This window comes from Nonomuraea sp. NPDC050394 (genome assembly GCF_044459065.1).
In the GTDB taxonomy this organism is placed as follows: Bacteria; Actinomycetota; Actinomycetes; order Streptosporangiales; family Streptosporangiaceae; genus Nonomuraea.
Genome location: NZ_JBITIO010000002.1, coordinates 524735 through 549947, shown reverse-complemented (window position 1 = coordinate 549947; position 25213 = coordinate 524735). Strand labels below are relative to the sequence as shown.

Genomic DNA, 25213 nt, shown 5'->3' with positions numbered 1-25213 from the left:
GGTGTTGCGGAAGTGGTGCCTGGCCCGCCACACCGGCGCCGACGGTCAGGCCTTGCTGTAGAGCGTGGTGGCCAGGATCTTCCAGATCTCGGCCGCCAGCTCGACGTTGAGCGCCTCCTGCGCCTGCGTGGCGAGGGTACGCAGCGCGGTGTTGCCCTCCTCGACCTGGCCGTCGAGGATGAGCAGCTGGCTGCGCAGCGCCTGGAACCTGATCCGGTCGCGGAAGGACAACAGCAGCTCGCCCGCCTCGCCGATCCGTTCGACCAGCTCGCGGGCCTGCTCGATCCGGCCCTCCTCGAAGGCCAGGTGGGCGCGGAGCGTGAGCAGCTGCTGCTGGTGCAGGTCGGTGCCGACCAGGCCGAGCACCGGACCGACCTCGTCCAGTCTGGCCGCGGCCCGGTCGGTCAGCGGCGGGGTGATCTGCAGGTAGAGCGAGGCGGCGGCCAGCCGCAGCCGCATCCACAGCTGCAGGTCGCCCCGGCTGTCGAGACCGTGCAACGCGCGCTCCAGAGCCTCCAGGGCGCCGGAGTAGTCGCCCTGCCGGATGCGGACGGTGGCCGTGGCCCACAGCGCCTTGATGAACAGCGTGCCGCCGGCCTGCTCCGTCACCTCGCACAACTCGTCGGCGTGGGCCCTGGCCTCGGCCAGCCGGCCGGCCTCCGCCTCGGCCGAGACCAGCGCCTGCAGCGCGCCGGCCCGGTCGGCGGTGGACAGATCGGGGGAGAGCATGTGGGCGTCGTGGGCGTAGTCGCGGGCCCGCGTGTTGTCGCCGAGGGCCTGCACACACCGCGACAGCTCGGTACGCGAGCGGGCGCGCAGTTCGGGCGAGCCCAGACTGTCGCTCAGCGCGACCAGTTCACCCAGGAGCTCCCGCTCCTCGTCGTGGCGGCCCTGGCCGCCGCGGATGCGGGCGAGCAGCCACATCGCCTGCCAGGTCAGGGCCGGGTTGAGACGGTCGTCGGCGCGCAGGGCGTCGGCCAGGGCCTCGCCCGGGTCGCCGGTCTCCTCCGCCGAGGTCACCGAGGCCAGCACCTGGGCCAGCGACTGCGGTTCGTGCGCGGCGTCGAAGGCCGACACCGGGACGCCGAGGCGCTCTGCCAGGTGCTCGACGACGCGGGCGGTGGGCGGGCGGGCGCCGGACTCCAGCCGGGAGAGATAGCCGGTGGACAACCCGCCGGCGGCGAGCGCGGCCTGGGACAGCCCGCGTTCGAGACGGAGCGCCCTGAGGCGGTGGCCGAAGGCTGGTTGAGCGAGCATTCCTTCTCTCAGCAGACATTATGAGGCGTGTGCATTGTGTCAGAAACTAATCACATTGTGCCAGAAATGGCAACGTGATGTCGGTCATCGATGACGGGATGTGACCTTGGCAACACGCTGCAATGGGCACGTGCTGCCGCACACAGAAGCTGCAGGGTTGGTGGTATGCCGGTAAATGTGTAAGTCATGACACTCGCGGGGATAGCGGGGGCGTCGCGGGCGATTGGCGGTCTTTGTGGAGTACGCGCGGTCGCCTTCGACTTTAACGGCACCATCGCCGGCGAACCGCAATATCTCGCCCACGCCGAAACCGCCGCCGTGGAGCCGGGCACGGGGCTCGGCCTGCCGGGCCCAGCCCGCCTGGGGCGTGACCTGGCTCGCCCGCGCACGGTGTCGCCGGCGCGGCCCGGCGCGGCCGTCCTGATCCGGCGCCTCGCCGTCCACCTGCCGCCGGCCCCGTCGCCGCGCCCGCGCGCCGAGGTGGAGCCTGTGCCGGGGCTCGCGGGACTCACCCACCTGTTCGCGACCATGCTGACACGCACGGAAAACCACACCCGGAGGGATATATCACGGCGATGGGGTGCCTCGCCGAAATAGTCCCGAGGTTGCGCCCCGAAGACATCGTTGTCTTCGAGGATTCGGCGCCGGGAATTTCGGTCGCCGGAATGCGCACTGTGGCCGTTCACCCGTTCGCCGGAAAGCACGCCGACCTGATGTGCACCGCCATGGGCGAAATGGAGTTGGCATGACAGGGATGGACAATTGGCTGCCCTGAAGCCGAGCGTCGCGGTCAGGTATCACCCGAGCCGGGAATGGGCCGCCAAGGCGCTCGCCGCGCAGAACGATCTTCAGAAGGAGGTCACGTGAGAGGTATCCGGTGGTGCGCTGCCGCCGGCCCCGCCCTTCGCGTGCGAGGTCCAGCCTGGCGGGCACGTACCGGCTCCAGGAGGCGCGGGTGCCGCGGCGTGGCGGGCACGGTCCTGATCAGGCTCAGCGGCGGCAGCGAGCGCGCGGTGAGCTGCCGTAGGAAGGGCGGCGGCCTTCGAGGGTCCGGCGCCGGGTCCGGGTCTCCGGGGCGGAAGGGTGTGAGGGGGATCAGGCGGGGGTTTCGGGGGCGAGGGAGGCGGTGATGCCGTCCAGGACGAGGGTGAGCTTGCGGTCGAACCAGGTCGCCGCCGGTTCGTTGAGCGCGGCGCGCATCAGGGCCTCGATCTCGGGTCCCACCCCCTCCGCCCACGCGTCCGCCGTCGCCACCCGCACCGGCCCGTCCGCCGCGGGCCGGTCCATCTGCTGGCCCCGCCCGAACACGTCCACCGTCAGGTCGAAGACCGTGTCCACCGCGAGGAACGCCCGCTCCGGCGTGAACCCGCACGAGACGAGCAGCCGCACCGCCGCCCCGAACCGCAGCATGATCTGCGAGGGGAACCGCGTCAGCCGCAGGAACTCCTGGATGAGCCCCGGATGCGCGTCGAGCAGCCGCCAGATCGCCCACGCCTGCTCGCGCAGGTCGGCCCGCCAGTCGCCGGTGGGCCGCGGCCATTCGGCGCGCTGCATGGCCCGGTCGATGGCCAGGATGACGAGCTCCTGCCGGTCGGTCACGTGCCGGTAGAGGGCGGAGTGGCTGACGTGCAGGCGCTCGCCCACGGTGGCCAGCGTCAGGTTGTCGAAGCCGACGGCCAGGGCGGCGTCGGCGATGGCCGGGCGCGTGATGCGGGGCGGCCGCCCGCGGGGGCGGCCGAGTACCCGCCACTGGGGTCGTTCCTCGGCCATGGGCCCATTGTCCCCTACGCCCGCCCGGCCGGCCTCCACCCCTACGCCCGCCCGGCCAGCCTCCACCCCTGTGCCCGCGACCGTTCCCGCCAGAACGCCGCGTAGCGCCCCTCGCGCGCGAGCAGTTCGTCGTGGGTGCCGAGTTCGGCCACCCGCCCGGCCTCCAGGACCACGATCTGGTCGGCGCGCGCGATCGTCTGCAGCCGGTGCGCGATGACGAGCAGCGTGCGCTCGCGGGCCAGCGCCGACAGGGCGTCGACGAGCGCCGCCTCGTTCTCGGGGTCGAGCGCGGCGGTGGCCTCGTCGAGCAGCACGATCGGGGCGTCCTTGAGCAGGGCGCGGGCGATGGAGACACGCTGGCGTTCGCCTCCCGACAGGGTGGCGCCGCCCTCGCCGACCCGGGTCTGCCAGCCGCCGGGCAGCCGCTCGACGATCTCGTCCACGCGCGCCGCCCGCCCTGCCGCGCGTACTTCCTCGTCGGTGGCGGCGGGGCGGCCGAGGCGGATGTTGTCCTCGACGCTGCCCTCGAAGAGGTAGACGTCCTGGAACACCATGGAGACCATGCCCATGAGCCGCTCGGTGGACAGCTCGCGCACGTCCTGGCCGCCGACGCGCACGGTTCCGGAGCCGGTGTCCCAGAAGCGGGCGATGAGCCGGGTGAGCGTGGTCTTGCCCGAGCCGGACGGGCCGACGAGCGCGGTCATGGTGCCGGGGGCCACGGTGAAGGAGACCTCGTGCAGGACGGGCGCGTCGCCGTAGGAGAAGCCGACGTCCTCCAGCTCCACCGACGGTACGGCGGGCTCCTTCGGCGAGCCGGGCTCGGGCAGCGCGGGCGTGTCCAGGAGCTCGTTGACGCGCGCGAGGCTGCCCCGCGCCAGCCGCAGCTCGGCGCCCACGTCCGCCGCGGCCAGCAGCGGCTCGGTGAAGCGCACGGCGAGGACGAGCACCCCGGCCAGTTCCGGTACGTCCACCGAGCCGCCGAGCGCGAGCGCGCACCCGGCGATCAGCGTGACGGTGAAGGCGAGCTGCACCGACAGCGCGACCGCGCCGAGCCCGGGCAGCGCGGTGCCGAGCAGCCTGCGCAGCGCGGTGCGCTGCCGCGACAGCGCCTGGTCCAGCAGTTCGAAGCCCTCGCTGGTACGGCCGAAGGCGCGCAGCACAGCCTGCTGCTGGGCGAACTCCACGACCCGGTCCCCCGCCTCGGCGGCGGCGTCGTGCATGGCGGCGTCGTTGCGCTGCACGAGCGCGGCCGTCCAGCGGAAGGCCAGCCAGATCAGCGGCGCCGTGGCCAGGGCGGCCAGGGCCAGCCGCCAGTCGAAGAAGAGCATGCAGACCAGTACGGTCGCCGGCGTGACGACCGCGGTCACCAGCACCTGCATGAGGTGGGCGGGCACGCTCATGACGTCCATGACGCCCTTGCCCGCCAGTTGCCCGAGCCGGCCCACGCGGTCGCCGCTGAACCAGCCGACCGGCAGCGTGGCCACGTGATCGCCGATGCGGTGGAACAGGCCGCGCATGGCCGACAGACCGACGGCGTAGCCGTACCGTGACTGGATGTAGTGCGCGACGGCGGTGGCGGCGACGACGGCGGCGAAGACGGCCAGCCAGCCCGTCGCGGACTGCCCGCCGAGCAGCGCCCGCAGGACCGGTACGAGCAGCGCGAACGTCAGCCCTTGCAGGACGGCGTAGACGGCGGTGATGGCGAGCTGCCGGCGGAAGCGCGCGCCCAGGAGGGCGGTGAGGCTGCGGATCATCGGACGACCTCCTCGTCGTGGGTCCAGTCGCGTTCGCTCGCGCGGGCGTAGGCGGCCCATTGGCGGGCGTAGGGTCCGCCCCGTGCCAGCAGGTCCGCGTGCGTCCCGCGCTCGCCCACGGCGCCGCCGTCGAGCACGAGGATCTGGTCCGCCGCGGTGATCGTGGACAGCCGGTGCGCGATGACCAGGAGCGTGCGCCCGGCGACCAGGGTCGACAGGGCGTCCTGGATGGCCGACTCCGACTCGGGGTCGGCGAACGCGGTGGCCTCGTCGAGCACCAGGATGGGCGCGTCGGCCAGCAGCGCGCGGGCGATCGAGACCCGCTGGGCCTCGCCGCCGGACAGGTGGGCGTCCTCGCCGATCACCGAGTCGTAGCCGCGCGGCAGGGCCAGGACGCGATCGTGGATCTGCGCCGCCCTGGCCGCCCGCTCGATCTCCTCCGCGCTCGCGCCGGGGCGGCCGAGCGCGATGTTGGCGGCGACGGGGGCGCGCAGCAACTGCACCTCCTGGAAGACGAAGCCCACGTGCCGGTAGAGCTGGTCGGAGCCGATCGCCCGCACGTCCCGCCCGCCGATGAGGACGGCGCCCTCGGTGACGTCATGGAAGCGGGGCAGCAGCTTGGCCAGCGTCGACTTGCCCGACCCCGACGGGCCGACCAGCGCGGTGACCGTGCCCGGCTCCATGACCAGGTCGATCTCGCGCAGCACCTGCGTCTGGCCGTCGTAGGAGAAGCCCACGCCGCGGAACTCCACCCGGTGGCCCTGCGGCGCGACCGGCTCCTCGGGCTCGGGCAGGACCGGGCTGTCCAGCAGCGCGGCGACCTTCCCGGCCGACTCCGCCGCTCTGCGCAGCCGCATCGAGCCCATGTCGAGCGTCAGGAACGGCGCGGTCAGCCCCACGCCGACCAGCGCGAACGGCAGCACGTCCGGCGCGGCCAGCCAGCCCTGCGAGACGAACAGCGCGCCGCCGGCCAGCACGACGAGCAGCATCGTCGGCGGCGAGATCAGCGCCATGCTGAGCCCGCTGAGCCGCAGCATCGGCCGTACCCAGGCACCGAAGAAGTCGGCGAAGTCGTCCACCGCCTCGGCGAAGCGCCGGTAGGAGCGCTGGGTCTGCCCGAACGTCTTGATCACCGCGATGCCGCGCACGAACTCGACGACCGCCGCGTTGATCCGCTCGTTCGCCTCCGCCCAGCGGCTCATCTGCTCGCCGAACCCGCGCATCATCACCGCGAAGGCCACCGCGAACAGCGGCACCGGCAGCAGCGTCACCAGCGTGAGCCGCCAGTCCACGGTCAGCAGGTACGCCAGCGCCGCCAGCGGCGTCACCACGGCCGCCAGCAGGTCGAGCAGCGCGTGCGCGACCAGGTGGTGCATCTCCCTGACATCGTCCTGCACGGCCTTCTTGACCTGGCCGGAGTTGCGGTCGGTGAACCAGCCGAGCGGCACCCTGGCCAGGTGCGCGGCCATCCGCCTGCGCAGGTGCAGCTGCAGGTCGGCGTCGGCGAAGTGCATGATCGCGCCGGCCGCGCCGAAGGCGAGGAAGCGCACCAGCAGGCCGCCGATCGCCACCGCCGCGATGGCCCAGACGCGTGCGCCGTCGGGCGGGCCCGGCGCCAGCAGTTCCCTGGCCAGCTCCGCCACGCACACGAACGGCACCAGCGCCGACACCGCGTACACCACCTGCAGCGCCGACGCCACCACCACCCGGCCGCGGATCGGCGCCATCAGCTCCATCAGCGCCGCGCGATCGCTCATCGGGGGCCTCCCTGGTCGTTGAGGAGAGCGGACAGCATGGGCCGGAACTTCAGCCACGTCTCGGCCAGCTCCCGCTCCGGGTCGGATCCGGCGACGATGCCGCAGCCGGCGAAGAGGGTCGCGACGCTGCCGTCGAGCAGCGCCGAGCGGAGCGCGACCGCGAAGTCGCCCTCGTGGTCGGCGTTCACCCAGCCGATCGGGCCGGCGTACCAGCCCCGGTCGAACCGCTCGGCCGCGCGCAGCCAGCCGAGCGCCTCCGCGCGGGGGTGGCCGCCGACGGCGGGCGTCGGATGCAGCCGCTCCACGAGGTCGAGCACGCCGGTCGTCTCCGGGTCGGCGATCCGGCCGCGCACCCGGCTGTGCAGGTGCCGTACGTGCGGCAGGTCGAGCACCTCCGGCTCGTCCGGCGCCTCCACCTCATGGCACACCTCCGACAGCGCGCCGCGCAGCATGTCGGTGACGATGGCCTGCTCGCGCCGGCACTTGGCGTCGCCGAGCAGCTCCGCGCGCAGCCGGGCGTCGTCGCCGCCGGTGCTCCCGCGCGGCAGCGTGGCGGCCAGGCTCATCGTCTCCGCCCACCCGCCGCGCACCGCCACCAGCCGCTCGGGGGTGGCTCCGGCGAAGGTCCGCGTGCCGGTCCCGGCCGCGAAGACGGTCGTGCCGGGCTGGGCGCCGACGAGCGTGTGCAGCAGCCCGCCCAGATCCGGCGGGTACGGCAGGCGTACCCGCAGCCGGCGGGCGAGCACGACCTTGCTGAACCGGCCCGCCTCGATGTGGCCGACGGCCCGCGCCACCATCGCCTTCCACTCCTCGGCCGTGGGCAGCTCCTCGATGGCGGCGCCGGTGACCGGGAGCGGCGGGCAGGGCCGTACGACGGTGCCGGCCAGCCAGCTGACGGCGCGCCAGGCCGTACGGGCGGCATCGTCCTCGACGCCGTGGACCGGGTCGGCGCGGGCGGCCAGGCACAGCGTGGCCGGGCCGTGGGCGCGCTGCGCGACCAGCACGCGCGGCACCCACATCAGCGAGCCGGGGCCTTCGCCGAAGGAGAACGCGCCCACCAGCGCGGGCGTGGCGCGATCGCCGGGGCCGCCGCTGACCATCGTGCGCGCGGCCCGCTCCCACGCCTGGCGCACCTCGGCGAAGCGGTTCCGGCCCTCGGCGGGGAAGGCGATCGCGCGGTCCATGGCCAGGACCGTGAGGTCCCCCGAGGACCAGAAGAACGTGCTGCGCGACGGCGCGGACGGCAGCAGCGGCTCCACCCGCTCGATCTCCTCGCGCCACAGCGCCAGGACGGGGTGCCCGGCGTTCCTGGCCTCGGCCGCGGCCTTGGCGCAGACCTCCTCGAATCCGGCGTGCATCAGGTGACCATGGCGGTCAGGGCCTTCTTGCTGACCTTGCCGAGAGGGGTGAGGGGGAACTCCGCCAGGATCCACAGCCGGTCGGGCACCTTGAAGGCGGCCAGCCCGCGCTCGTGCAGGAACGCGGCCAGCTCCGCCAGCGTCGGCGGTTCGCCGCGCGGCACCACGCAGGCGCAGCCGCGCTCGCCGAGCACCTCGTCGGGCACGCCGACCAGCGCGACCTGGCGGACCTTCGGGTGGGCGAGCAGGTGGTTCTCGACCTCCTCGGCCGCGATCTTGTCGCCGCCGCGGTTGATCTGGTCCTTCACCCGGCCCTCGAAGACCACGTGGCCGGTGGGCAGCAGGCGGACCAGGTCGCCGGTGCGGTAGAAGCCGTCGGAGGTGAAGGACTGCGCGTTGTGCTCGGGGGAGCGGTAGTAGCCGCGGATCGTGTAGGGACCGCGGGCCAGCAGCTGCCCGATCTCGCCCGGCGGCACGTCCCGGTCATCCTCGTCGACCACGCGCGTCTCGTCGGCCGGCGAGACCGGCAGCCCCTGGCTGACCAGCACCACCTCGGGCGGATCGGCGGGCCGGTGGAAGCCGCACAACCCCTCGGCCATGCCGAACGCCTGCTGCAGGCGGCAGCCGAGCGCGGGCTCGACCCGGGTGGCCAGCTCGTCGCTCAGCTTGGAGCCGCCGATCGTGACCCGCCGCAGGCTCGACAGGTCGTGCTCGCCCCACTCGGCAGCCTCCATCCAGAGCAGCGCGACGCCGGGCACGAGCCCGGTCTCGGTCACGCCCTCCCGCTCGACCAGCGGGAACGTCTCGTCGGGGCTCGGCCCGGAGGCCAGCACGAGCGTGCCGCCGGCGTGGATGGTGGCCAGCAGCCCGTGGGTCAGCGGCCAGTTGTGGCCCAGCGGCAGGCTCACCAGGTGAACCGTGCTCGCGTCGTAGTCACAGGCCTCGGCCACGGCCCGCCCGCTGTAGGCCCACTCCTGGTGGGTGCGGGGGACCAGCTTGGGCACGCCCGTGGTGCCGCCCGACAGCAGGAACAGCGCCACGTCCGCCGGGTCGGGCCGGGGCAGCTCGACCGGGTCGGCCTCCGGGATCGCGGTCAGCACGTGCCTGAGCTCGGGCAGGTCCGCGCGGACCTCCTCGGCGAGCTCGCGGTACTCGGGCTCGTCGGGGATGACGTACGCGGCCGCGCCGGTGAACGCGCAGAAGTACCCGATCTCGCTGGAGCGATGGGCGGGCAGCGCGAACACCGGCAGCGCGCCGAGCCGGAACAGCCCGAAGATCAGCGCGACGAAGCCGGCGGTGTTGGGCAGCTGGACCACGACCCGGTCGCCCGGTCCGATGCCCAGCGCGAGCAGTCCGGCCGCGACCCGGTCGGCCCGGGCGTCAAGCTCCGCGTAGGTGTATCTCTCCTGTCCCACGACCAGGGCGGGCCGCTCGCCGCGCTCGCGCGCCCGGGCGCGCAACATCTCGCCCAGCGTCTCGTCTTTCCAGTACCCGGCGGCGCGGTATCGCTCCGCGAACTCCTCCGGCCAGGGCACGCACCCGTCCAGCACAGAACCCGTCCTCTCGCCCGATGTCTACGGGGTTCCCGATTTTGTTACAGGGAGTCTTGATTAGGCAAGGGTTACCTAACTATTGTCGCGGTGGCCCGGCAAGCTGACCGATAAGGGAAATCTGTGCTGTCTTTGGAGTCCATGCGTGCCGACATCGCGGCGCAGCTCGACATCTCCCCCTCCGTCATCTCCGACGACGCCGACCTGATCGGCCTCGGCCTGGACTCGTTGCGCGCCATGCGGCTGGCCGGCCGGTGGCGGCGGGCCGGCGCCCGCATCGCCTTCGCCGACCTGGCCGGGGAGACCACGCTGGCCGCCTGGTGGGCCCTGGTCTCCACCCGCCTGAGCGCGCCGCCGGCCGCCGCCGCCCCGCCCGTGGACGAGGGCGCGCCGTTCCCGCTGACGCCCGTCCAGCTCGCGTACGCGATCGGGCGGGCCGACGGGCAGGTGCTCGGCGGCGTGGGCTGCCACGCCTACCTCGAGTTCGACGGCCGTGACGTCGAGCCGGAGCGGCTGGAGGCGGCCGTGCGCGCGCTCGTGCGCCGCCACGGGATGCTGCGCGCGGTCTTCCACGACGACGGCACCCAGCAGATCACCGAGACCGGCGCCTGGCCGGGACTGACCGTCTACTCCTCCGGGGCCGCGAGCGTGCGCGCGGAGCTGTCGCACCGCCGCTTCGACGCCGCGCGCGGCGAGCTGTTCGACGTACGGCTGTCGCTGCTGCCCGGCGGAGCCACGCGGGTCCACGTGGAGGTCGACTTCCTGGCCGCCGACGTGCTCGGCCTGCAGATCTTCCTGCGCGACCTGGCCAGGCTCTACCTCGGCCGCGACCTGCCCGGCCTGGACTGCTCCTTCCCCCGCTACCTGGCCGCCAGGCCCGCGCCGCCGGAGCCCGACCGCCTCTACTGGCAAGCCCGCCTGGCCGAGCTGCCCGGCCCGCCCCAGCTCCCGCTCGCCACCGACCCGGCCGCGATCACCGCGCCGCGCTTCGTACGCCGCGAACGCTGGCTCGACATCGACACCTGGAAACTCCTCAAGGAGCAGGCACGCGAGCACGGCCTGACCCCGGCCATGGTCCTGGCCACCGCCTACAGCGAGGTGCTGGCCGCATGGAGCGCCGAGCCGCGCTTCCTGCTGAACGTGCCGCTGTTCGACCGCGACGAGACCGTGCACCCGTCCGTGCCGCACATGGTGGCCGACTTCACCAACCTCATCCTGCTGGAGGCCGACCTCACCGAAGGGGAGTCGTTCGCCGCCCGCGCGCGGGCCCTGCAGCGGCGCTTCCGTGCCGACGCCCGCCACACCGGGCACTCCGGCGTGGACGTGCTGCGCGAGCTGGCCAAGCGGGGCAGCCCGGCGGCGGCGCCCGTCGTCTTCGCCTGCAACCTGGGCACCGAGCTGATCGCGCCCGAGGTGCGCGAGGCGTTCGGCGAGCCCGGCTGGATGATCACCCAGACCCCGCAGGTATGGCTGGACCACCAGATCAACGAGTACGACCACGGGCTCCACCTGGCCTGGGACGCCGTCGAGGAGCTGTTCGCACCCGGCGTGCTCGACGCCATGTCCGGCGCCCATGGGGCGTTGCTCGATCATCTGGCGCGGGCCGACTGGTCGGTCCCTTCGCCCCTGCCGCTGCCGGAGGACCAGCGGAGGGTGCGGCGGGCGGTCAACGACACGGCGGGAGCCGTACCGGAGGGGCTGCTTCACGACGCGTTCTTCGAGCGGGCCGCCCGCGAGCCCGCCCGCACGGCCCTCGCCGGCGACTTCGGCACGGCCACCTACGGCGAGCTGGCCGCCGACGCCCTGCTGGTGGCCGGGCGGCTGCGCGCGCAGGGGGTACGGCCGGGCGACGCGGTGGCGGTGACCCTGCCCAAGGGGCCGGGGCAGGTGGCGGCGGTGCTCGGCGTGCTGGCCGCGGGCGGCGTGTACGTGCCGGTCGGCGTCGAGCAGCCGCCCGCCCGCCGCGAGCGCATCCTCACCCGGTCGGCCGCCGCGCACGTCATCGACGCCGCCTGGCCGCACACGCCCGCCGACCCGCTGCCCGCGCCCGTACGGGTGGATCCGGGGTCGTCCGCGTACGTCATCTTCACCTCCGGATCCACCGGCGAGCCCAAGGGCGTGGAGGTCGCCCACCGGGCGGCCCTGAACACCGTCGCCGACATCGGCGAGCGCTACGGCGTCGGCCCCGGCGACCGGGTGCTCGCCCTGTCCGCCCTCGACTTCGACCTGTCGGTCTACGACCTGTTCGGCGTCCTCGGCGCGGGCGGCACACTCGTGCTCGTCGAGGAGGACCAGCGCCGCGACGCCCAGGCCTGGGCCCGCCTGTGCGACGAGCACGGCGTCACCCTCTGGAACACCGTGCCGACCCTCCTGGACATGCTGCTCGTCACCGCCCCCGAGCTCCCACCGTCGCTGCGCCTGGCGCTGGTCTCCGGCGACTGGGTCGGCCTCGACCTGCCCGGCCGCCTCGCCGCCCAGAGCGGCGGACGCTGCCGCCTGGTCGCCCTCGGCGGCGCCACCGAGGCCGCCATCTGGTCGAACGCGCACGACGTCACCGACGTGCCGCCGCACTGGACCTCCATCCCGTACGGCCGGCCGCTGCGCAACCAGCGCTACCGCGTCGCCGGCCCCACCGGCGCCGACCGCCCCGACTGGGTGCCAGGCGAGCTGTGGATCGGCGGCGCGGGCCTGGCCACCGCCTACCGGGGCGACCCCGAGACCACGGCCGCCCGCTTCGTCGAACACGACGGCGAACGCTGGTACCGCACCGGCGACCTCGGCCGCTACTGGCCCGACGGCACCCTGGAGTTCCTGGGCCGGACCGACCAGCAGGTCAAGATCCGCGGCCACCGCATCGAGCTGGGCGAGGTCGAGGCGGCCCTGGAGTCGCACCCGGGGGTCGCCCGCGCCGTCGCGGTCGCCACCGGCCCCCGCACCCACCGCCACCTCCACGCCTTCGCCCTGGCGGCCGGGAGCCCGCCGGCGGATGAGGACCTGCGCGCCCACGCGGCGCAACTGCTGCCCGGCCACTCCGTCCCGTCGGCCGTCACCGTGGTGGAGAGCCTCCCGCTGACCGCCAACGGCAAGGTCGACAGAGGAGCCCTGGCGGCCCTCGCGGTCCGGCCGGCACCGGAGGGGAAGGCCGGCGGGCGGGCTCCGGAAGGTCAGGTGGAGGAGACGGTCGCCGCGATCTGGGCCGACCTCCTGGAGGTGCCCGAGGTGAACAGGGACTCCGGGTTCTTCGCCCTGGGCGGCGACTCCCTGCTGGCCACCCGCCTGATCGCCCGCCTGCGCGCGGCCGGGATCGCCGACGCCAAGCTCAGCGTCCTGTTCCAGCGCCCCACCCTGAGCGCCTTCGCGGCCACCCTCACCCTCGGCGACGCGGCGGCACTCGCCCCCGAGATCCGCGCGGACGAGGAGCACCGCCACACCCCGTTCCCGCCCACCGAGGTCCAGCGCGCCTACTGGCTGGGCCGGGCGCGGCACTTCACCCTGGGCGGCGTCGGCTGCCACTTCTACACCGAGTACGACGGCGACATCGACCTCGACCGCCTGGAAGAGGCCTGGAACCGCCTGATCGCCCGCCACCCGATGCTGCGCGTCGTCTTCGACGCCGACGGCCTGCAGCGTGTCCTGCCCGAGGTGCCGCGCTTCACGATCAGGCGCGAGGACTCCGTGGACGAGCTGCGCGAGCACATGTCCCACCAGGTCCTTGACCCCGCCGTCTGGCCGCTGTTCGACGCCCGCGCCGTCACCCACGAGCAGGGTGTACGGCTCGGCGTCAGCTTCGACAACATCGCCATGGACGCCCTCAGCACCATGGTCTTCCTCAGCGAGCTCGACCGCCTCTACCACGACCCCGGCGCCCAGCTGCCCCCGGTCGAGGTGACCTTCCGCGACTACCTCCTCGCCCAGCACCCCGACCCCGAGGTCTTCGAGCGGGCCAAGGACTACTGGTCGGCCCGCCTGCCCGGCCTGCCGCCCGCGCCGCGCCTGCCGCTGGCGAGTAGGCCGGAGGAAGTGGAACGGCCGAGGTTCGCGCGCCGCGAGGCCCGGCTGCCCGCCCGGCTGTGGCGGCTGGTCGGCGGGCTGGCGCGGGGACACGACCTGACGCCGTCCACGGTGCTGGCGGCGGCGTTCGGCGAGGTGCTGGGGGCGTGGAGCGGGCAGCGCGAGCTGACGCTGAACCTGACCCTGTTCGACCGGCGCGAGGCGCACCCGCACATCCACCGGGTCCTCGGCGACTTCACCTCGCTCATGCTGGTCGCCCACCGCGCGGGCGGCGGCTGGCTGGAGGGGGCGCGCGGGCTGCAGGAGGAGGTGTGGCGCGGGCTTGAGCACGGCGAGGTGTCGGCCGTGTGGGTCATGCGCGAACTGGCCCGCCGGGCGGCCGCCGCGGCCATGACCATGCCCGTGGTGTTCACCAGCACGCTCGGCGTCGCCGACCCGTCGCTGACCTCCGGGCCGTCCTTCGCCCGCCCGGTGTGGGGCGTCTCGCAGACGCCGCAGGTGTGGCTCGACTGCCAGGTGGGCGAGGTGGACGGCGAGCTCCTGGTCCGCTGGGACGCCGTCGAGTCCCTCTTCCCGCCCGGCGCCCTGGACACCGCCTTCACCACGTACCTGCGGGTCCTGGAGTGGCTGGCCACCGCCGACTGGGCCGCTGCACCGGCCCCTCTCTCCCACTACGCCACCGGCACGGCGGATGTCCGTCCGGCCGGCGACGCCCCGCCGGAGGCGTCGCCGGCCGGGCACGAGGCGGCCGGGCACGAGGCGGCCGGGCACGAGGCGGCCGGGCACGAGGCGGGGGTGCCGCGGGGCGGGCTGGAGGCGGAGCTGGCGGCCGTCTGGGCGGAACTGCTGGGCACGCCCGTCATGGACCGCGTGGACAACTTCTTCGTGCTGGGCGGCGACTCGCTGCTGGCCACGCGGATGGCGGCGATCGCCGCCGAGCGGCTGGGCGTGGAGGTGCCGCTGCGGCGCTTCTTCGCCGACCCGACGCTCGCCGGGTGCGCGCGGGCCATGGACGACATCGAGGAGGGGACGCTGTGAGAGGAGCGGACGCCGTGAGAGGAGGGGACGTCGTGAGAGGGGGAGACGCTGTGAAAGGTGGGGGCGCCGTGAGAGGAGAGGACGCCGTGAACGGGGGAGACGCTTTGCGAGGTGGGGACGCCGGGAACGGGGGAGACGCATTGCGAGGTGGGGACGCCGGGAACGGGGCGCCTGCCGTACAGGAGCTGATCACGGAGCTGGAGACGGCGGGGATCAGGCTGTGGGAGGACGACGGGCGGCTGCGGTTCCGCGCGCCGAAGGGCGCGCTGACGCCCGAGCGGCGCGCGGCGGTGCAGGCCGTCAAGGGGGAGATCCTGGAGGTCCTGCGGCGCGAGGCCGCGGCGGAGGTGCTGACGGCCGATCCGGCGGGACGCTTCGAGCCGTTCCCGCTGACGGACGTGCAGCAGGCTTACCTGCTGGGGCGCAACGACGCGTTCGGGTTCGGCGGGGTCGCCTGTCACGGGTACGTGGAGGTCACCTTCGCCGAGCTGGACCCGGTGCGGGCGCAGGCGGCGTGGCGGGCACTGATCGAGCGGCACGACATGCTGCGGGCCGTGGTGCACGCCGACGGCTACCAGCAGGTGCTGCCGGAGGTGCCCGGCTACGAGATCCGGGTGACGGATCTGCGCGGGGTTGATCCCGGGGCGGCGATCGCGGCGATCCGCGAGGAGATGGGGCACACCGTCTACCCGGCGGGGGCGTGGCCGCTGTTCGAGCTGCGGATCACGCTGACGGATGAGGGCGCGGTCCTGCACGCCTCTATTGATCTTCTTATTTCGGACTATGTCAGCATTCAGGTGCTCTTGAGGGAGTTTCAGGGGTTGCATGATGATCCGGAGGCGGCGCTGCCCGCCGTACCGGTGAGTTTCCGTGACTGTGTGCTGGCGTTGCGGGCGCGGCGGGAGAGCACCCGCTACGAGCGTGATCGCGCCTACTGGCAGGCCCGGCTGGACGACCTGCCCGCCGCGCCCGAACTGCCCGCGCTGAACGGTGCGCCCGGGCGGTTCCGGCGGTGGGAGAGCGTGGTCGGGGCCGAGGACTGGGCGGCGGTGCGGGAGCGGGCCTCCGGGCAGGGGGTCACGGCGTCGCAGGCCGTCCTGGCCGCCTACGCCGAGGTCGTCGGCCGGTGGAGCCGCCGTCCGCGCTTCACGCTCAACCTCACCCTGCTCGACCGGCCCGAGCTGCACCCCGGCATCGGCGGGGTGGTCGGCGACTTCACCTCGCTCAACCTCCTGGCCGTCGACACCACGCCCGGCGCCGCGTTCGGCGAGCGCGCCAGGGCCGTCGGCCGGCAGCTCTTCGACGACCTGGAGCACCGGCGGCACACCGGCATCGATGTGATCAGGGAGCTGGCCAGGCGGCGGGGACGGGCCGCCAGCCTCATGCCGGTCGTGTTCACCAGCGCCATCGGGCTCGGCCAGGACGAGGCGGAGCGCGGGCGGCCCGGCTACGGCATCAGCCAGACGCCTCAGGTGTGGATCGACTGCCAGGTCAAGGAGCACCGGGGCGAACTGCTGGTCAACTGGGACGTCCGTGAGGGGATCCTGCCGGACGGGGTGGTGGACGACATGTTCGCCGCGTTCACCGGCCTGCTGCCGCGGCTGGCCGAGCCGGAGACCTGGGCGGCGTACTCGCCCGTGGACCTGCCCCCGGCCCAGCGCCGACGGCGGGACGAGGCGAACGCCACCGCCGCCCCGCTGCCCGAGGGCCTGCTCCACGAGCCGTTCCTCCGCCAGGCCGCCCGGGAGCCCGGCAGAATCGCCGTGATCACTCCGGCGGAGCGGGTGACCTATGGTGAACTGCTGCGCAGGGCCGCCGAGGTGGCCGGGGCGCTGAGGGAACGCGGCCTGACACCGGGCGAGACCGTCGCGGTGGCCATGGACAAGGGCGTCGAGCAGGTGGCCGCCGTCATCGGCACACTCCTGGCGGGCGGCGTCTACCTGCCCCTCGACACCACCCAGCCCCAGGCCCGCCGCGACCGGATCCTCGCCGACGCCGGAGCCCGCCTCGTCCTGCTCCCCACCGCCCCGCCCGCGAACACCGCCCCGCCCGCGAACACCGGCGCCACCGCGGACAGCGGCGTCACTGCGGACAGCGGCGTCACTGTGGACACGGGCGTCACTGCGAGTACCGGCGTCACCGCGGATACCGGCGCCGCGGCGGACAGCGGCGCTGTCGCGGACACCGGCGCCGTCGCGAACATCCCGGGAGATCCCGACGACGCCGCCTACGTGATCTACACCTCCGGCTCCACCGGCACGCCCAAGGGCGTCGTGGTCAGCCACCGGGCCGCCCGCAACACCCTCGACGACATCACCGCCCGCTTCGGCGTCCACGAGGACGACCGCGTCCTGGGCCTGGCCGCCCTCGGCTTCGACCTGTCCGTCTACGACGTCTTCGGCACGCTGGCCACCGGCGCCGCCCTCGTACTGCCCGACCCGGCCCGCAGGGGAGACCCCGCGCACTGGGCCGCCTGCGTCGCCGAGCACGGCGTCACCGTGTGGAACTCGGTGCCCGCCCAGCTCCAGATGCTCCAGCACTACCTGGACGCCGAGCCCGCGCTCGACCTGCCGTCCCTGAGGCTCGGGCTGCTGTCCGGCGACTGGATCCCGCTCACCCTGCCCGGCCTCGTACGCGGCAGGCTGCCCGGATTCCGCCTCGTCAGCCTGGGCGGCGCCACCGAGGCGGCCGTCTGGTCGATCTTCCACCCGATCGACGGCGAACCGCCGGGCTGGCCCAGCGTCCCGTACGGCAGGCCGCTGGCCAACCAGAGCTTCCACGTGCTCGACCCGGCGATGCGCCCGTGCCCCGACTGGGTGCCGGGCGAGCTGTACATCGGCGGCGCCGGACTCGCGCTCGGCTACCGGGGCGACGAGGCGAGAACGGCCGAGCGGTTCATCTATCACGGCGGCGAGCGCCTCTACCGGACCGGCGACCTGGGCCGCTACCGGCCCGACGGGAACATCGAGTTCCTGGGCCGCGAGGACCTCCAGGTCAAGGTGCGTGGCCACCGCATCGAGCTGGCCGAGGTGGAGGCGGCGCTGCTGGCGCACCCGTCGCTGGCCGCCGCGGCCGTCATCGCCGACGGCGACGGGCCGATGGAGCGCCGCCTGCTGGGGTTCGCGCAGGCCGTGGGCAAGCAGGACGACGAGCAGGCGCCGCTGCCCGCCCCACCCGCCGCCGAGCGCGTGGACACCGGCGCGGTGGTCGAGGTGGCCGCCACGCTGGAGGAGATCGCCATGACCGCGATGGCCACCGCGCTGCGCGCGGCCGGCCTGTTCGGCGACCAGGGCCCAGGCCACGACACGGGCGATCAGGGCTCGGGCCATGACACGGGCGTGCAGGGCTCGGGCCATGACACGGGCGTGCAGGGCTCGGGCCGTGACGCCGGCGGGCAGGGCGCGGGGCACGACGTGCAGGAGGTGCTGGAGCGGGCCGGGGTCGTGCCCCGCCACTACGGGCTGATCCGGCGCTGGCTGGCCGCGCTGCACGAGCGCGGCCGCCTGGACCTGGACCCGGTGACCGGCCGCTACCACCGCCTGCGCGAAGGGCCCTCCCTGGACGCGGCCTGGCGGCGGGTCGAGGAGCTCACCAAGGACCTCGACTACGGCGACGAGCTGATCGCCTTCCTCCGGCAGGGCACCGCCCGCCTGCCCGAGCTGATGAGGGGCGAGCTGGAGGCCAGGGACCTGCTCTTCCCCGAGGCCGCCACCCGCACCGCCGAGGGCGCCTACCGCGACAACGTCCTGAGCCGCTACGTCAACGGCGTGGCCAGGCATGTCCTCGGCCACCTCGCCGGCGAGCACGCGCAGCGCGGGAGGGGAGCGCTGCGCGTGCTCGAGGTGGGCGCGGGCGTGGGCGGCACCAGCGCCGAGCTCATCCCGGAGCTGGCAGGACACGAGGTGGACTACCTGTTCACCGACCTGTCCCGCTTCTTCCTGGACGAGGCGGCCGAGCGCTTCGCCGGGCACCCGTGGGTCCGTTACGGGCTCTTCGACCTGAACGCCGACCACCGCGCGCAGGGGCTGGCGCCGAACGCGTTCGAGGTCGTGGTGGCGGCGAACGTCCTGCACAACGCGCACGACCGGGCGGCGGTCCTGGCCCGCTTCCGCGAACTGCTCACGCCGGGCGGCTGGCTGGTGTTCATCGAGACCACGCGCGACCACGCGCAGATCATGGCCTCGATGGAGTTCCTCATGGACCCGCACGAGCGGCCCAGGACGTTCACCACCCGCGAGGAGTGGCTGGCACTGCTCCGGGAGGCGGGTGCCACCACCTACGCCTGCCTGCCCGGCCCGGACGAGCCGCTGGCGGCGCTCGGGCAGTGCGTGTTCGCCGCCCGCTTCCCGGCCGACCGCGCCGTGGTCGACCTGGCGGAGCTGCGGGCCTTCCTCGCCGAGCGGCTGCCCGAGTACATGATCCCGGCCGGCGTCCAGATCGTGGACACGCTGCCGCTGACCGGCAACGGCAAGCTCGACCGGGCCGCGCTGGCCGCTCTCGTGCCCGGCCGCGCCGGGCCGTCGGCCACCGCGGGCGAGGCGCCGCGCGACGAGCTGGAGCGCGGCCTCGCCACCCTGTGGGCGGAGGTGCTCGGCCTGCCCGAGGTCGGCCGCGACCAGGACTTCTTCCTGCTCGGCGGCGACTCGCTGCTGGTCACCAAGCTGGCCGGGCGAATCAGGGAGACGCTGGCGCCCGGCCTCTACTGGGACAGCCTGGTCAGGCGGCTCATCAACCAGCCGACCGTGGCGGCGCTCGCCGTACACCTGAGGGAGGAGCAGGAGGATCGGGAGCGCGGCACGACGGCGGCCTCGCCGCTGGTCAGGCTGGCCGAGGGGAGCGGCGCGACCCGCGTGCTGGTCCACGACGGCTCCGGCACGCTGGCCCCCTACCGCGCGCTGATCCGCGAACTCGGCGACGGCGCGCCCCTCGTCGGTCTCGCCGTCGCCGACCTGGCCGGATACCTGGAACTGGACCCGGCCACCGCGGTCGGGACGCTCGCCGCCACCTACGCCCGCCACCTGCTCAAGGAGGGCGCCACCCGCTTCGAGGTGATCGGCTACTGCATGGGCGGCCTGATCGCCACCGAGCTGGCCCGCCACCTCACCGAGAGCGGCGCGCGCGTCGAGCGGCTCACCGTGATCAGCAGCTCCCGCTTCCCCTACCGCGTCGAGGACGATCTCATGATCGAGTACGGCTTCGCGCAGGCCAGCGGCATCGACCCGGCCCGCCTGGGCTATCCGCCACTCGACCTGGCCGGAGCCCTGCGCGAGGTGCTGGCCGGCTCGCCCGGCCTGGTCGGGCAGGGCGCGCTGGCCGGACTGGACGGACAGACCGGCCGCGCCTTCGCCGCCCTGGCCACCACGCCCCGCGAGGAGCGCGTGGCCGCCCTGTCCCGCGAGGCGGGCACGGACGTGGACGGCGCGCTGCGCGTCTTCCGCCAGAGCTTCGCCGCGGTCACCCGCTACGACCCCGAGCCGTACGCGGGCGACCTGACCTTCCTGCGCCAGCGCGGCGTCACGAACCTGGTGCCGACGCTGCAGGACGACATGACCGCCTTCTGGCGCGAGCTGTGCCTGGGCCGCCTGACCGTCGAGGACGTCGACGGCGACCACTTCACCTGCCTCGACCCCGCCCACGCCGCCGCCGTCGCCCGCAGGATCACCCGGTGATCGGCGTCCTGGGCGCCTCGGGCGCCGTCGGCCGCACGGTCGCCGCCCTGCTGGAGGAGCACACGGTCGCCGCCCTGCCGGAGGAGCACACGGTCGCCGCGCCGCTGGAGGAGCACGAGGTGCGCCGGGGCAGCAGGTCGGGCGGCACCGACGCCTACGACCCTGACGCGCTGGCCGCCTTCTGCGCGGGCTGCCGCGTCGTGGTCAACTGCGCGGGCCCCTCGCACCGGCTGGGCGACCGCGTCGCGCGGGCCGCCTTCGCCGCGGGCGCGGACTACGTCGACGCCGCCGGCGACGACCCGCTGCACGACCTGCTCACCCGATCCGGTACGGCCGGCCGCACCGCGATCGTCTCCGCCGGGATGCTGCCCGGCCTGTCCGGCCTGCTCCCGCGCCTGGTGGCCGAGCCGGGCACGGCCGCCCGCCTGGACGTCTTCACCGGCGGCCGCGACCGCCTCACCCCGGCCGCGGCCGAGGACGTCCTGCTGTCCGGCGGGTACGGGGAGGCGCTGGCCGCCTGGCGCGGCGGCGTGCGGGTCTCGCGGGCGCTGAGCCCGGCCGAGCAGGTGGAGCTGCCGTACTTTCCCGAGCGGGTGAACCTGCACCCCTACCTGACCACCGAGGCGGAGCGGGTGGCGCGCCGGCTCGGGGTGGGGGAGTCGCGCTGGTACACCGTGACCTCGCGGGAGCGGGTGCTGGCCCTCGCGCAGGGATCGGCCGCCGACCTGGAGCGGGCCGCGGCTCTCGAACTTGCGGGACGTACGCCGTACTATGTCATGCTTTTTCAAGGGAGTGATGCTCAGGGGGGCATCCGTACTCTCGCCCTGCGCACCACGGACACCTCCGCGCTCACCGCGGCCGTCGCGGCACACGCGGCGCGCACGGTCCTGGCCAGCGGGCCGGGACCGGGCACGCACTACGCGGCAGACGTGCTCGATCCCGCGGCCGTGCTCAGCGCGATCGCGCCCGTGGCCCAGGCCGAGCTGAGCACGACGGTCGCGCCCCTGGACCCGCACGCTCCGCCGATCGAGGAGGGCGAGCTGTGAAGCGGATCGTGGTCTGCGGCACCACGTTCGGCCAGGTCTACCTGGACGCGCTGCGCGAGGGGCCGTTCGAGCTGACCGGCATCCTGGCCAAGGGCAGCGCCAGGTCGGCCGCCCGCGCCCGCGAGCACGGCGTCCCGCTGCTGACCCGCCCCGACCAGGTTCCCGAGGTGGCCGACGCCGCCTGCGTCGTCGTGCGCTCGGGCGTCGTCGGCGGCGACGGCACGGAACTGACCGCGGCGCTGCTGGAGCACGGCGTGCACGTGCTCCAGGAGCATCCCGTGCACCCCGACGAACTGGCCCGCGTGCTGCGCACCGCCAGGTCGGCCGGGGTCGTGCACCACCTCAACACCCTCTACCCGCACCTGGAGCCGGTCCGCCGCTTCGTCGAGGCCGCCCGCCGGCTGCGCGCCCTCCAGCGGCCGCTGTACGTGGACGCGGCCTGCAGCGTCCACGTCGCCTACGCCCTGCTCGACATCCTCGGGCAGGCGCTCGGCTCGCCGCGCCCCTGGTCGTTCGCCGCGGCCGCGGCCGGCGCGCCGTTCACCAGCGTGAGCGGCAGCTTCGGCGGCGTGCCGCTCACGCTGCGCGTGCAGAACCAGATCGCCCCCAACGACCCCGACGCCCACCTGCACCTGCTGCACCGCATCACGCTCGGCGCCGAGGGCGGCAGCCTCACGCTGGTCAACACCCACGGCCCGCTGGTGTGGAGCCCCCGCATGTACGTCGGCCGCGAGGACGACGGCCGCTTCGCCACCGGCGGCCCCGGCCTGGAGCTGCCCAGCGCCACCGTGCTCGGGCCGGCCGAGGCGCCCGCCTTCCGCGAGATCGTCACCCGCCTGTGGCCCGAGGGCGTACGGCGGGCGCTGGCCGGCCTGCACGACGCCGTCACCGGCGACGGCGACCCCCTGAGCCAGGGCCAGTACCACCTGGCGCTGGGCCGAGCCTGGCTCGACCTGACCAGGACCATCGGCCGCCCCGACCTGCTCACGCAGGAACCGCCCAGGCCGCTGGCCGCCGAGGAGATCGCATGAGCCCCTTCCACTGCTACGAGGTCCGGCCCGGCGCCGCGCTGCGCGTGTTCTGCTTCCCGCACGCCGGAGGCAGCGCCGCCTTCTTCCGCCTCTGGCATCGCGGCGCGCCCGGAAGCGAGGTGCGCGCGGTGCAGTACCCGGGCCGGGCCGACCGGTCCGGCGAGCCGTTCGCCGAGAGCGTCGCCCTGCTGGCCAAGCAGGTCGCCGAGGCGATGACACCGCTGCTCGACCGGCCCGCCGTGCTCTTCGGGCACAGCCTCGGCGCGCTCATCGCCTATGAGAGCGCCCACGAGCTGCGCGCCCGCGGCCGCGGCGTCGCCGCCCTCGTCGTCTCCGGACGGCACGCCGCCCACGAACGGGTGGCCGTCAGCGCCCACCTGGGCTCCGACGACGAGCTGGCCGCCGAGCTGGGCAGGCTCGGCGGCTCCGACCCGGAACTGCTGGAGGATCCGGTGATCAGGGAGCTGGTGTTGCCGGCCGTACGGAACGACTACCGGCTGGAGGAGACCTACCGGCACCGCCACGACACCCCGCTCGACTGCCCCGTCCTCGCCCTCGTCGGGGCGGACGATCCCGAGGTGAGCGCCGGGCAGGCCGCGCGCTGGGCCGAGCTGACCAGCGGCGGCTTCACCCTGCGCACCCTGCCCGGCGACCACTTCTACCTGCAGGACCGGCGGGAGGACGTCATGCGGGCCGTGCTCGCCGCCGCGCCGCCGTCCACTCCTTGAGGAGCACCACCATGATCGAGAACGAGCTCATGCGCATTCTCACCGGCGGGTGGGTGGCGCAGGCGACCAACGTCGCGGCCAGGCTCGGCATCCCCGACGCGCTGGCCGGTGGCCCGCGCACCGCCGCGGACCTGGCCGAGGACCTGGAGGTGCACCCAGGTGCCCTCACCCGGCTGCTGCGCCTGCTGGCGGCGGCAGGGATCCTGGAGGGGCGCGGCGAGCGCTTCGCGCTGACCGAGATGGGCGCCCTGCTGCGCCGTGACCAGCTGGGCCCGCTGGCCGCCCTGTACGCCTCGGACCACTTCACCGCGTCCTGGGCCGCGCTGGAGAGCAACGTCGTCACCGGCGAGCAGGGCTTCCACCACGTGTACGGCCGGCCCGTCTTCGACTACCTGGCCGACGAGCCGGACAAGGCGGCCGAGTTCAACGCCGGCATGGCGGCCGGGACCCTGTACTTCCGCCGCGTCCCGGAGAAGCACGACTTCACCGGCGCCCGCACCGTGGTCGACCTGGCGGGAGGCACCGGCGCCCTGCTGGCCGAGGTCCTGCGCGCCGTACCGCAGGCCCGCGGCGTGCTGTTCGACGTGCCCGAGGTGATCGCCACGGCCGGGCCGCACCTGGAGGGCCTGCTGGAGCGCTGCGAACTGGTGGCCGGCGACCTGTTCGCCGCCGTGCCCGACGGCGGCGACGTCTACATGCTCTCCCGCGTTCTGCACGACTGGGACGACGAGCAGTGCGCCGCCATCCTCGCGAATTGTGCCAAGGCCATGCCCCCCGGCGCCCGGCTGCTCGTCATCGAGCGCGTGGCCGGCGCCGACGCCCTGCTGCCCGCCGCCTTCGACCTCCACATGATGGTCATGACCGACGGCCGCGAACGCACCCTGCCCGAATACCGCGCCCTGCTCGGCCAGGCCGGGCTGACCATCGAGTACGTCACCGAGCTGCCCCTGGGCATGAGCCTGCTGAACGCCGTCATGGAGACCACGTGAACCGACTGCTGCCCGTCCTGGCCGGCCTCTACTTCGCCCAGGGCGTGCCCGTGGGCTTCTCCCTCGTCGCCCTGCCCGCGATCCTGTACGGCGCCGGCGTCGGGCTCGGCCAGTTAGGCATGCTGGGCGTACTCATCATGCCGTGGGCGCTGAAGTTCCTGTGGGCGCCACAGATCGACAACCGGACGCCGCCGGTGCGGCTGGGCGCGGGCCGCCGGGCGGGCTGGGTGCTGACCTGCCAGCTGGCCGCCGTCCCCGCCGCCGCCGTCCTGCTCGCGGTCGACCCGGTGCGCGACTTCACCTGGCTGCTGGCCGTACTGTTCGTGCTGAACATCCTGTTCGCCACCCAGGACATCGCCACCGACGCCCTCGCCGTCACCCGGCTGGCCGGACGTGGCTGGCTCAGCGCCAACGCCGTGCAGGGCGGCGCGTTCTCCGTCGGCCTGGTGGCGGGCGGCAGCGGCACCCTGCTGGCCTACGCGCTGCTCGGCTGGCCCGGCACGGTCGCCTGCCTGGTCCTGATGCTCCTGGCCGGGCTGGCGCCGCTGTGGTTGTCGCGCGCCCACTTCGGCGCCGACGCGGGGGAGCCCGCCGCCGAGCGCGCCTCCATCCGCCGCTTCCTGCGCCGCAAGGGCTCCTGGGGGCTGCTGGCCCTGTCGGCGGCCTACAAGCTGCCGCTCATGATGGGCTACGGGCTGGTCAGCAGCCTCCTGGTCCATCAGGGGGCCTCGTACACCACGATCTCGGTCACGGCGGCGACCGCCGTCACGGCCGTCTCGATCGCCGGAGCCGTGGTCGCGCCCAGGCTGACGGTGAAGCTCGGCTTCCACCGGTACCTGTTCACCGCGCTGGCGCTGTCGGCGGTGGTGTGGCTGGGGCTCGGCGCGTGGCTCCTGCTGGCCGGCGACGGCATCGTGGTCCCGATCGTCGCCCAGGCGCTCGGCTATCTGTTCGTGACGTCCGCCGCGGTCACTGTGTACGCCCTGTTCATGGCCCTGTCCAACCAGGGCCAGGCCGGGACCGACTACACGCTGCTCTACTGCGCCGAGGCCTTCGGCAACGCGGCGGCCGGCGGCCTGGCGGGGGCGATCGCGGGAGCGCTCGGCTTCGGGCCCACCTTCATGATCGCCGGGGCGCTGGGGCTGCTGCTCCTGCCCGTCCTCGTCCCCGCCTTCCGCCGCCTGCGCCGGCCCGCGGAGGAGCTCACCACCGTCACCCCATAAGGCGCCTATACCGCAAGGCACGCCACACCCCA

15 protein-coding genes are annotated in these 25213 nt (G+C 74.3%); 9 read left to right on the top strand and 6 right to left on the bottom strand.

Features of this window, described 5'->3' with window-relative positions; translation table 11 throughout:
- Positions 1-45 precede the first annotated feature (45 nt).
- Positions 46-1257, bottom strand: coding sequence for a helix-turn-helix domain-containing protein (locus tag ACIBKY_RS10620; protein WP_397096206.1), 1212 nt, complete (start codon positions 1255-1257; stop codon positions 46-48).
- Positions 1258-1443: 186 nt separating this feature from the next.
- Between ACIBKY_RS10620 and ACIBKY_RS10615 the strand changes: the two genes are divergently transcribed.
- The gene (locus tag ACIBKY_RS10615) at positions 1444-1854 is read left to right on the top strand and encodes a hypothetical protein (protein WP_397096204.1); all 411 of its coding nucleotides are present in this window, start codon (positions 1444-1446) and stop codon (positions 1852-1854) included.
- Between the two features lie 8 nt (positions 1855-1862).
- The gene (locus ACIBKY_RS10610) at positions 1863-2006 is read left to right on the top strand and encodes a hypothetical protein (protein ID WP_397096203.1); all 144 of its coding nucleotides are present in this window, start codon (positions 1863-1865) and stop codon (positions 2004-2006) included.
- 346 nt (positions 2007-2352) lie between these two features.
- On the opposite strand, the gene ACIBKY_RS10605 is transcribed toward ACIBKY_RS10610, so the two are convergent.
- The 5 genes from ACIBKY_RS10605 to ACIBKY_RS10585 are packed head-to-tail and all read right to left on the bottom strand — an operon-like array spanning position 2353 to position 9446.
- A complete protein-coding gene (locus tag ACIBKY_RS10605; RefSeq protein WP_397096201.1) occupies positions 2353-3027 on the bottom strand; it encodes a TetR/AcrR family transcriptional regulator in 675 nt (224 codons plus the stop codon).
- A gap of 41 nt (positions 3028-3068) precedes the next feature.
- Positions 3069-4781, bottom strand: a complete 1713-nt coding sequence (locus tag ACIBKY_RS10600; RefSeq protein WP_397096199.1) for an ABC transporter ATP-binding protein — start codon at positions 4779-4781, stop codon at positions 3069-3071.
- Positions 4778-6538, bottom strand: coding sequence for an ABC transporter ATP-binding protein (locus tag ACIBKY_RS10595; protein ID WP_397096197.1), 1761 nt, complete (start codon positions 6536-6538; stop codon positions 4778-4780). Before ACIBKY_RS10595 ends, ACIBKY_RS10600 begins: the two co-directional genes overlap by 4 nt.
- Positions 6535-7896, bottom strand: coding sequence for an isochorismate synthase MenF (locus ACIBKY_RS10590; protein WP_397096196.1), 1362 nt, complete (start codon positions 7894-7896; stop codon positions 6535-6537). Before ACIBKY_RS10590 ends, ACIBKY_RS10595 begins: the two co-directional genes overlap by 4 nt.
- Positions 7896-9446 (bottom strand): (2,3-dihydroxybenzoyl)adenylate synthase, encoded by a 1551-nt coding sequence (locus ACIBKY_RS10585; protein ID WP_397096194.1) that lies wholly within the window; start codon positions 9444-9446, stop codon positions 7896-7898. The genes ACIBKY_RS10590 and ACIBKY_RS10585 overlap by 1 nt, the downstream gene beginning before the upstream one ends.
- 141 nt (positions 9447-9587) lie before the next feature.
- Between ACIBKY_RS10585 and ACIBKY_RS10580 the strand changes: the two genes are divergently transcribed.
- From ACIBKY_RS10580 to ACIBKY_RS10550, 7 genes are all read left to right on the top strand, one after another.
- Positions 9588-14495: an amino acid adenylation domain-containing protein gene (locus tag ACIBKY_RS10580; protein ID WP_397096192.1), complete on the top strand. Its 4908-nt coding sequence runs from the start codon at positions 9588-9590 to the stop codon at positions 14493-14495.
- Positions 14496-14635: 140 nt separating this feature from the next.
- The gene (locus ACIBKY_RS10575) at positions 14636-20164 is read left to right on the top strand and encodes an amino acid adenylation domain-containing protein (RefSeq protein WP_397096190.1); all 5529 of its coding nucleotides are present in this window, start codon (positions 14636-14638) and stop codon (positions 20162-20164) included.
- Positions 20161-21210, top strand: a complete 1050-nt coding sequence (locus ACIBKY_RS10570) for a saccharopine dehydrogenase NADP-binding domain-containing protein (protein ID WP_397096188.1) — start codon at positions 20161-20163, stop codon at positions 21208-21210. The genes ACIBKY_RS10575 and ACIBKY_RS10570 overlap by 4 nt, the downstream gene beginning before the upstream one ends.
- Positions 21207-22241: a Gfo/Idh/MocA family oxidoreductase gene (locus ACIBKY_RS10565; protein WP_397096186.1), complete on the top strand. Its 1035-nt coding sequence runs from the start codon at positions 21207-21209 to the stop codon at positions 22239-22241. The genes ACIBKY_RS10570 and ACIBKY_RS10565 overlap by 4 nt, the downstream gene beginning before the upstream one ends.
- Positions 22238-22969, top strand: a complete 732-nt coding sequence (locus ACIBKY_RS10560; RefSeq protein ID WP_397096185.1) for a thioesterase II family protein — start codon at positions 22238-22240, stop codon at positions 22967-22969. The genes ACIBKY_RS10565 and ACIBKY_RS10560 overlap by 4 nt, the downstream gene beginning before the upstream one ends.
- Before the next feature lie 11 nt (positions 22970-22980).
- Entirely contained in the window at positions 22981-23958 is a 978-nt protein-coding gene (locus ACIBKY_RS10555) for a methyltransferase (RefSeq protein ID WP_397096184.1), read from the top strand.
- Positions 23955-25181 carry a hypothetical protein gene (locus ACIBKY_RS10550; RefSeq protein WP_397096182.1) on the top strand — a complete coding sequence of 409 codons (1227 nt, stop codon included), beginning with the start codon at positions 23955-23957 and terminating at the stop codon, positions 25179-25181. Before ACIBKY_RS10555 ends, ACIBKY_RS10550 begins: the two co-directional genes overlap by 4 nt.
- Positions 25182-25213 lie beyond the last annotated feature (32 nt).

Excerpts from the sequence above, each read along its gene's own strand:
- ACIBKY_RS10620 (WP_397096206.1), bottom strand. The coding sequence starts at position 1,257 with ATGCTCGCTCAACCAGCCTTCGGCCACCGCCTCAGGGCGCTCCGTCTC.
- ACIBKY_RS10615 (WP_397096204.1), top strand. The coding sequence starts at position 1,444 with ATGACACTCGCGGGGATAGCGGGGGCGTCGCGGGCGATTGGCGGTCTT.
- ACIBKY_RS10605 (WP_397096201.1), bottom strand. The coding sequence starts at position 3,027 with ATGGCCGAGGAACGACCCCAGTGGCGGGTACTCGGCCGCCCCCGCGGG.
- ACIBKY_RS10600 (WP_397096199.1), bottom strand. The coding sequence starts at position 4,781 with ATGATCCGCAGCCTCACCGCCCTCCTGGGCGCGCGCTTCCGCCGGCAG.
- ACIBKY_RS10595 (WP_397096197.1), bottom strand. The coding sequence starts at position 6,538 with ATGAGCGATCGCGCGGCGCTGATGGAGCTGATGGCGCCGATCCGCGGC.
- ACIBKY_RS10590 (WP_397096196.1), bottom strand. The coding sequence starts at position 7,896 with ATGCACGCCGGATTCGAGGAGGTCTGCGCCAAGGCCGCGGCCGAGGCC.
- ACIBKY_RS10580 (WP_397096192.1), top strand. The coding sequence starts at position 9,588 with ATGCGTGCCGACATCGCGGCGCAGCTCGACATCTCCCCCTCCGTCATC.
- ACIBKY_RS10560 (WP_397096185.1), top strand. The coding sequence starts at position 22,238 with ATGAGCCCCTTCCACTGCTACGAGGTCCGGCCCGGCGCCGCGCTGCGC.
- ACIBKY_RS10555 (WP_397096184.1), top strand. The coding sequence starts at position 22,981 with ATGATCGAGAACGAGCTCATGCGCATTCTCACCGGCGGGTGGGTGGCG.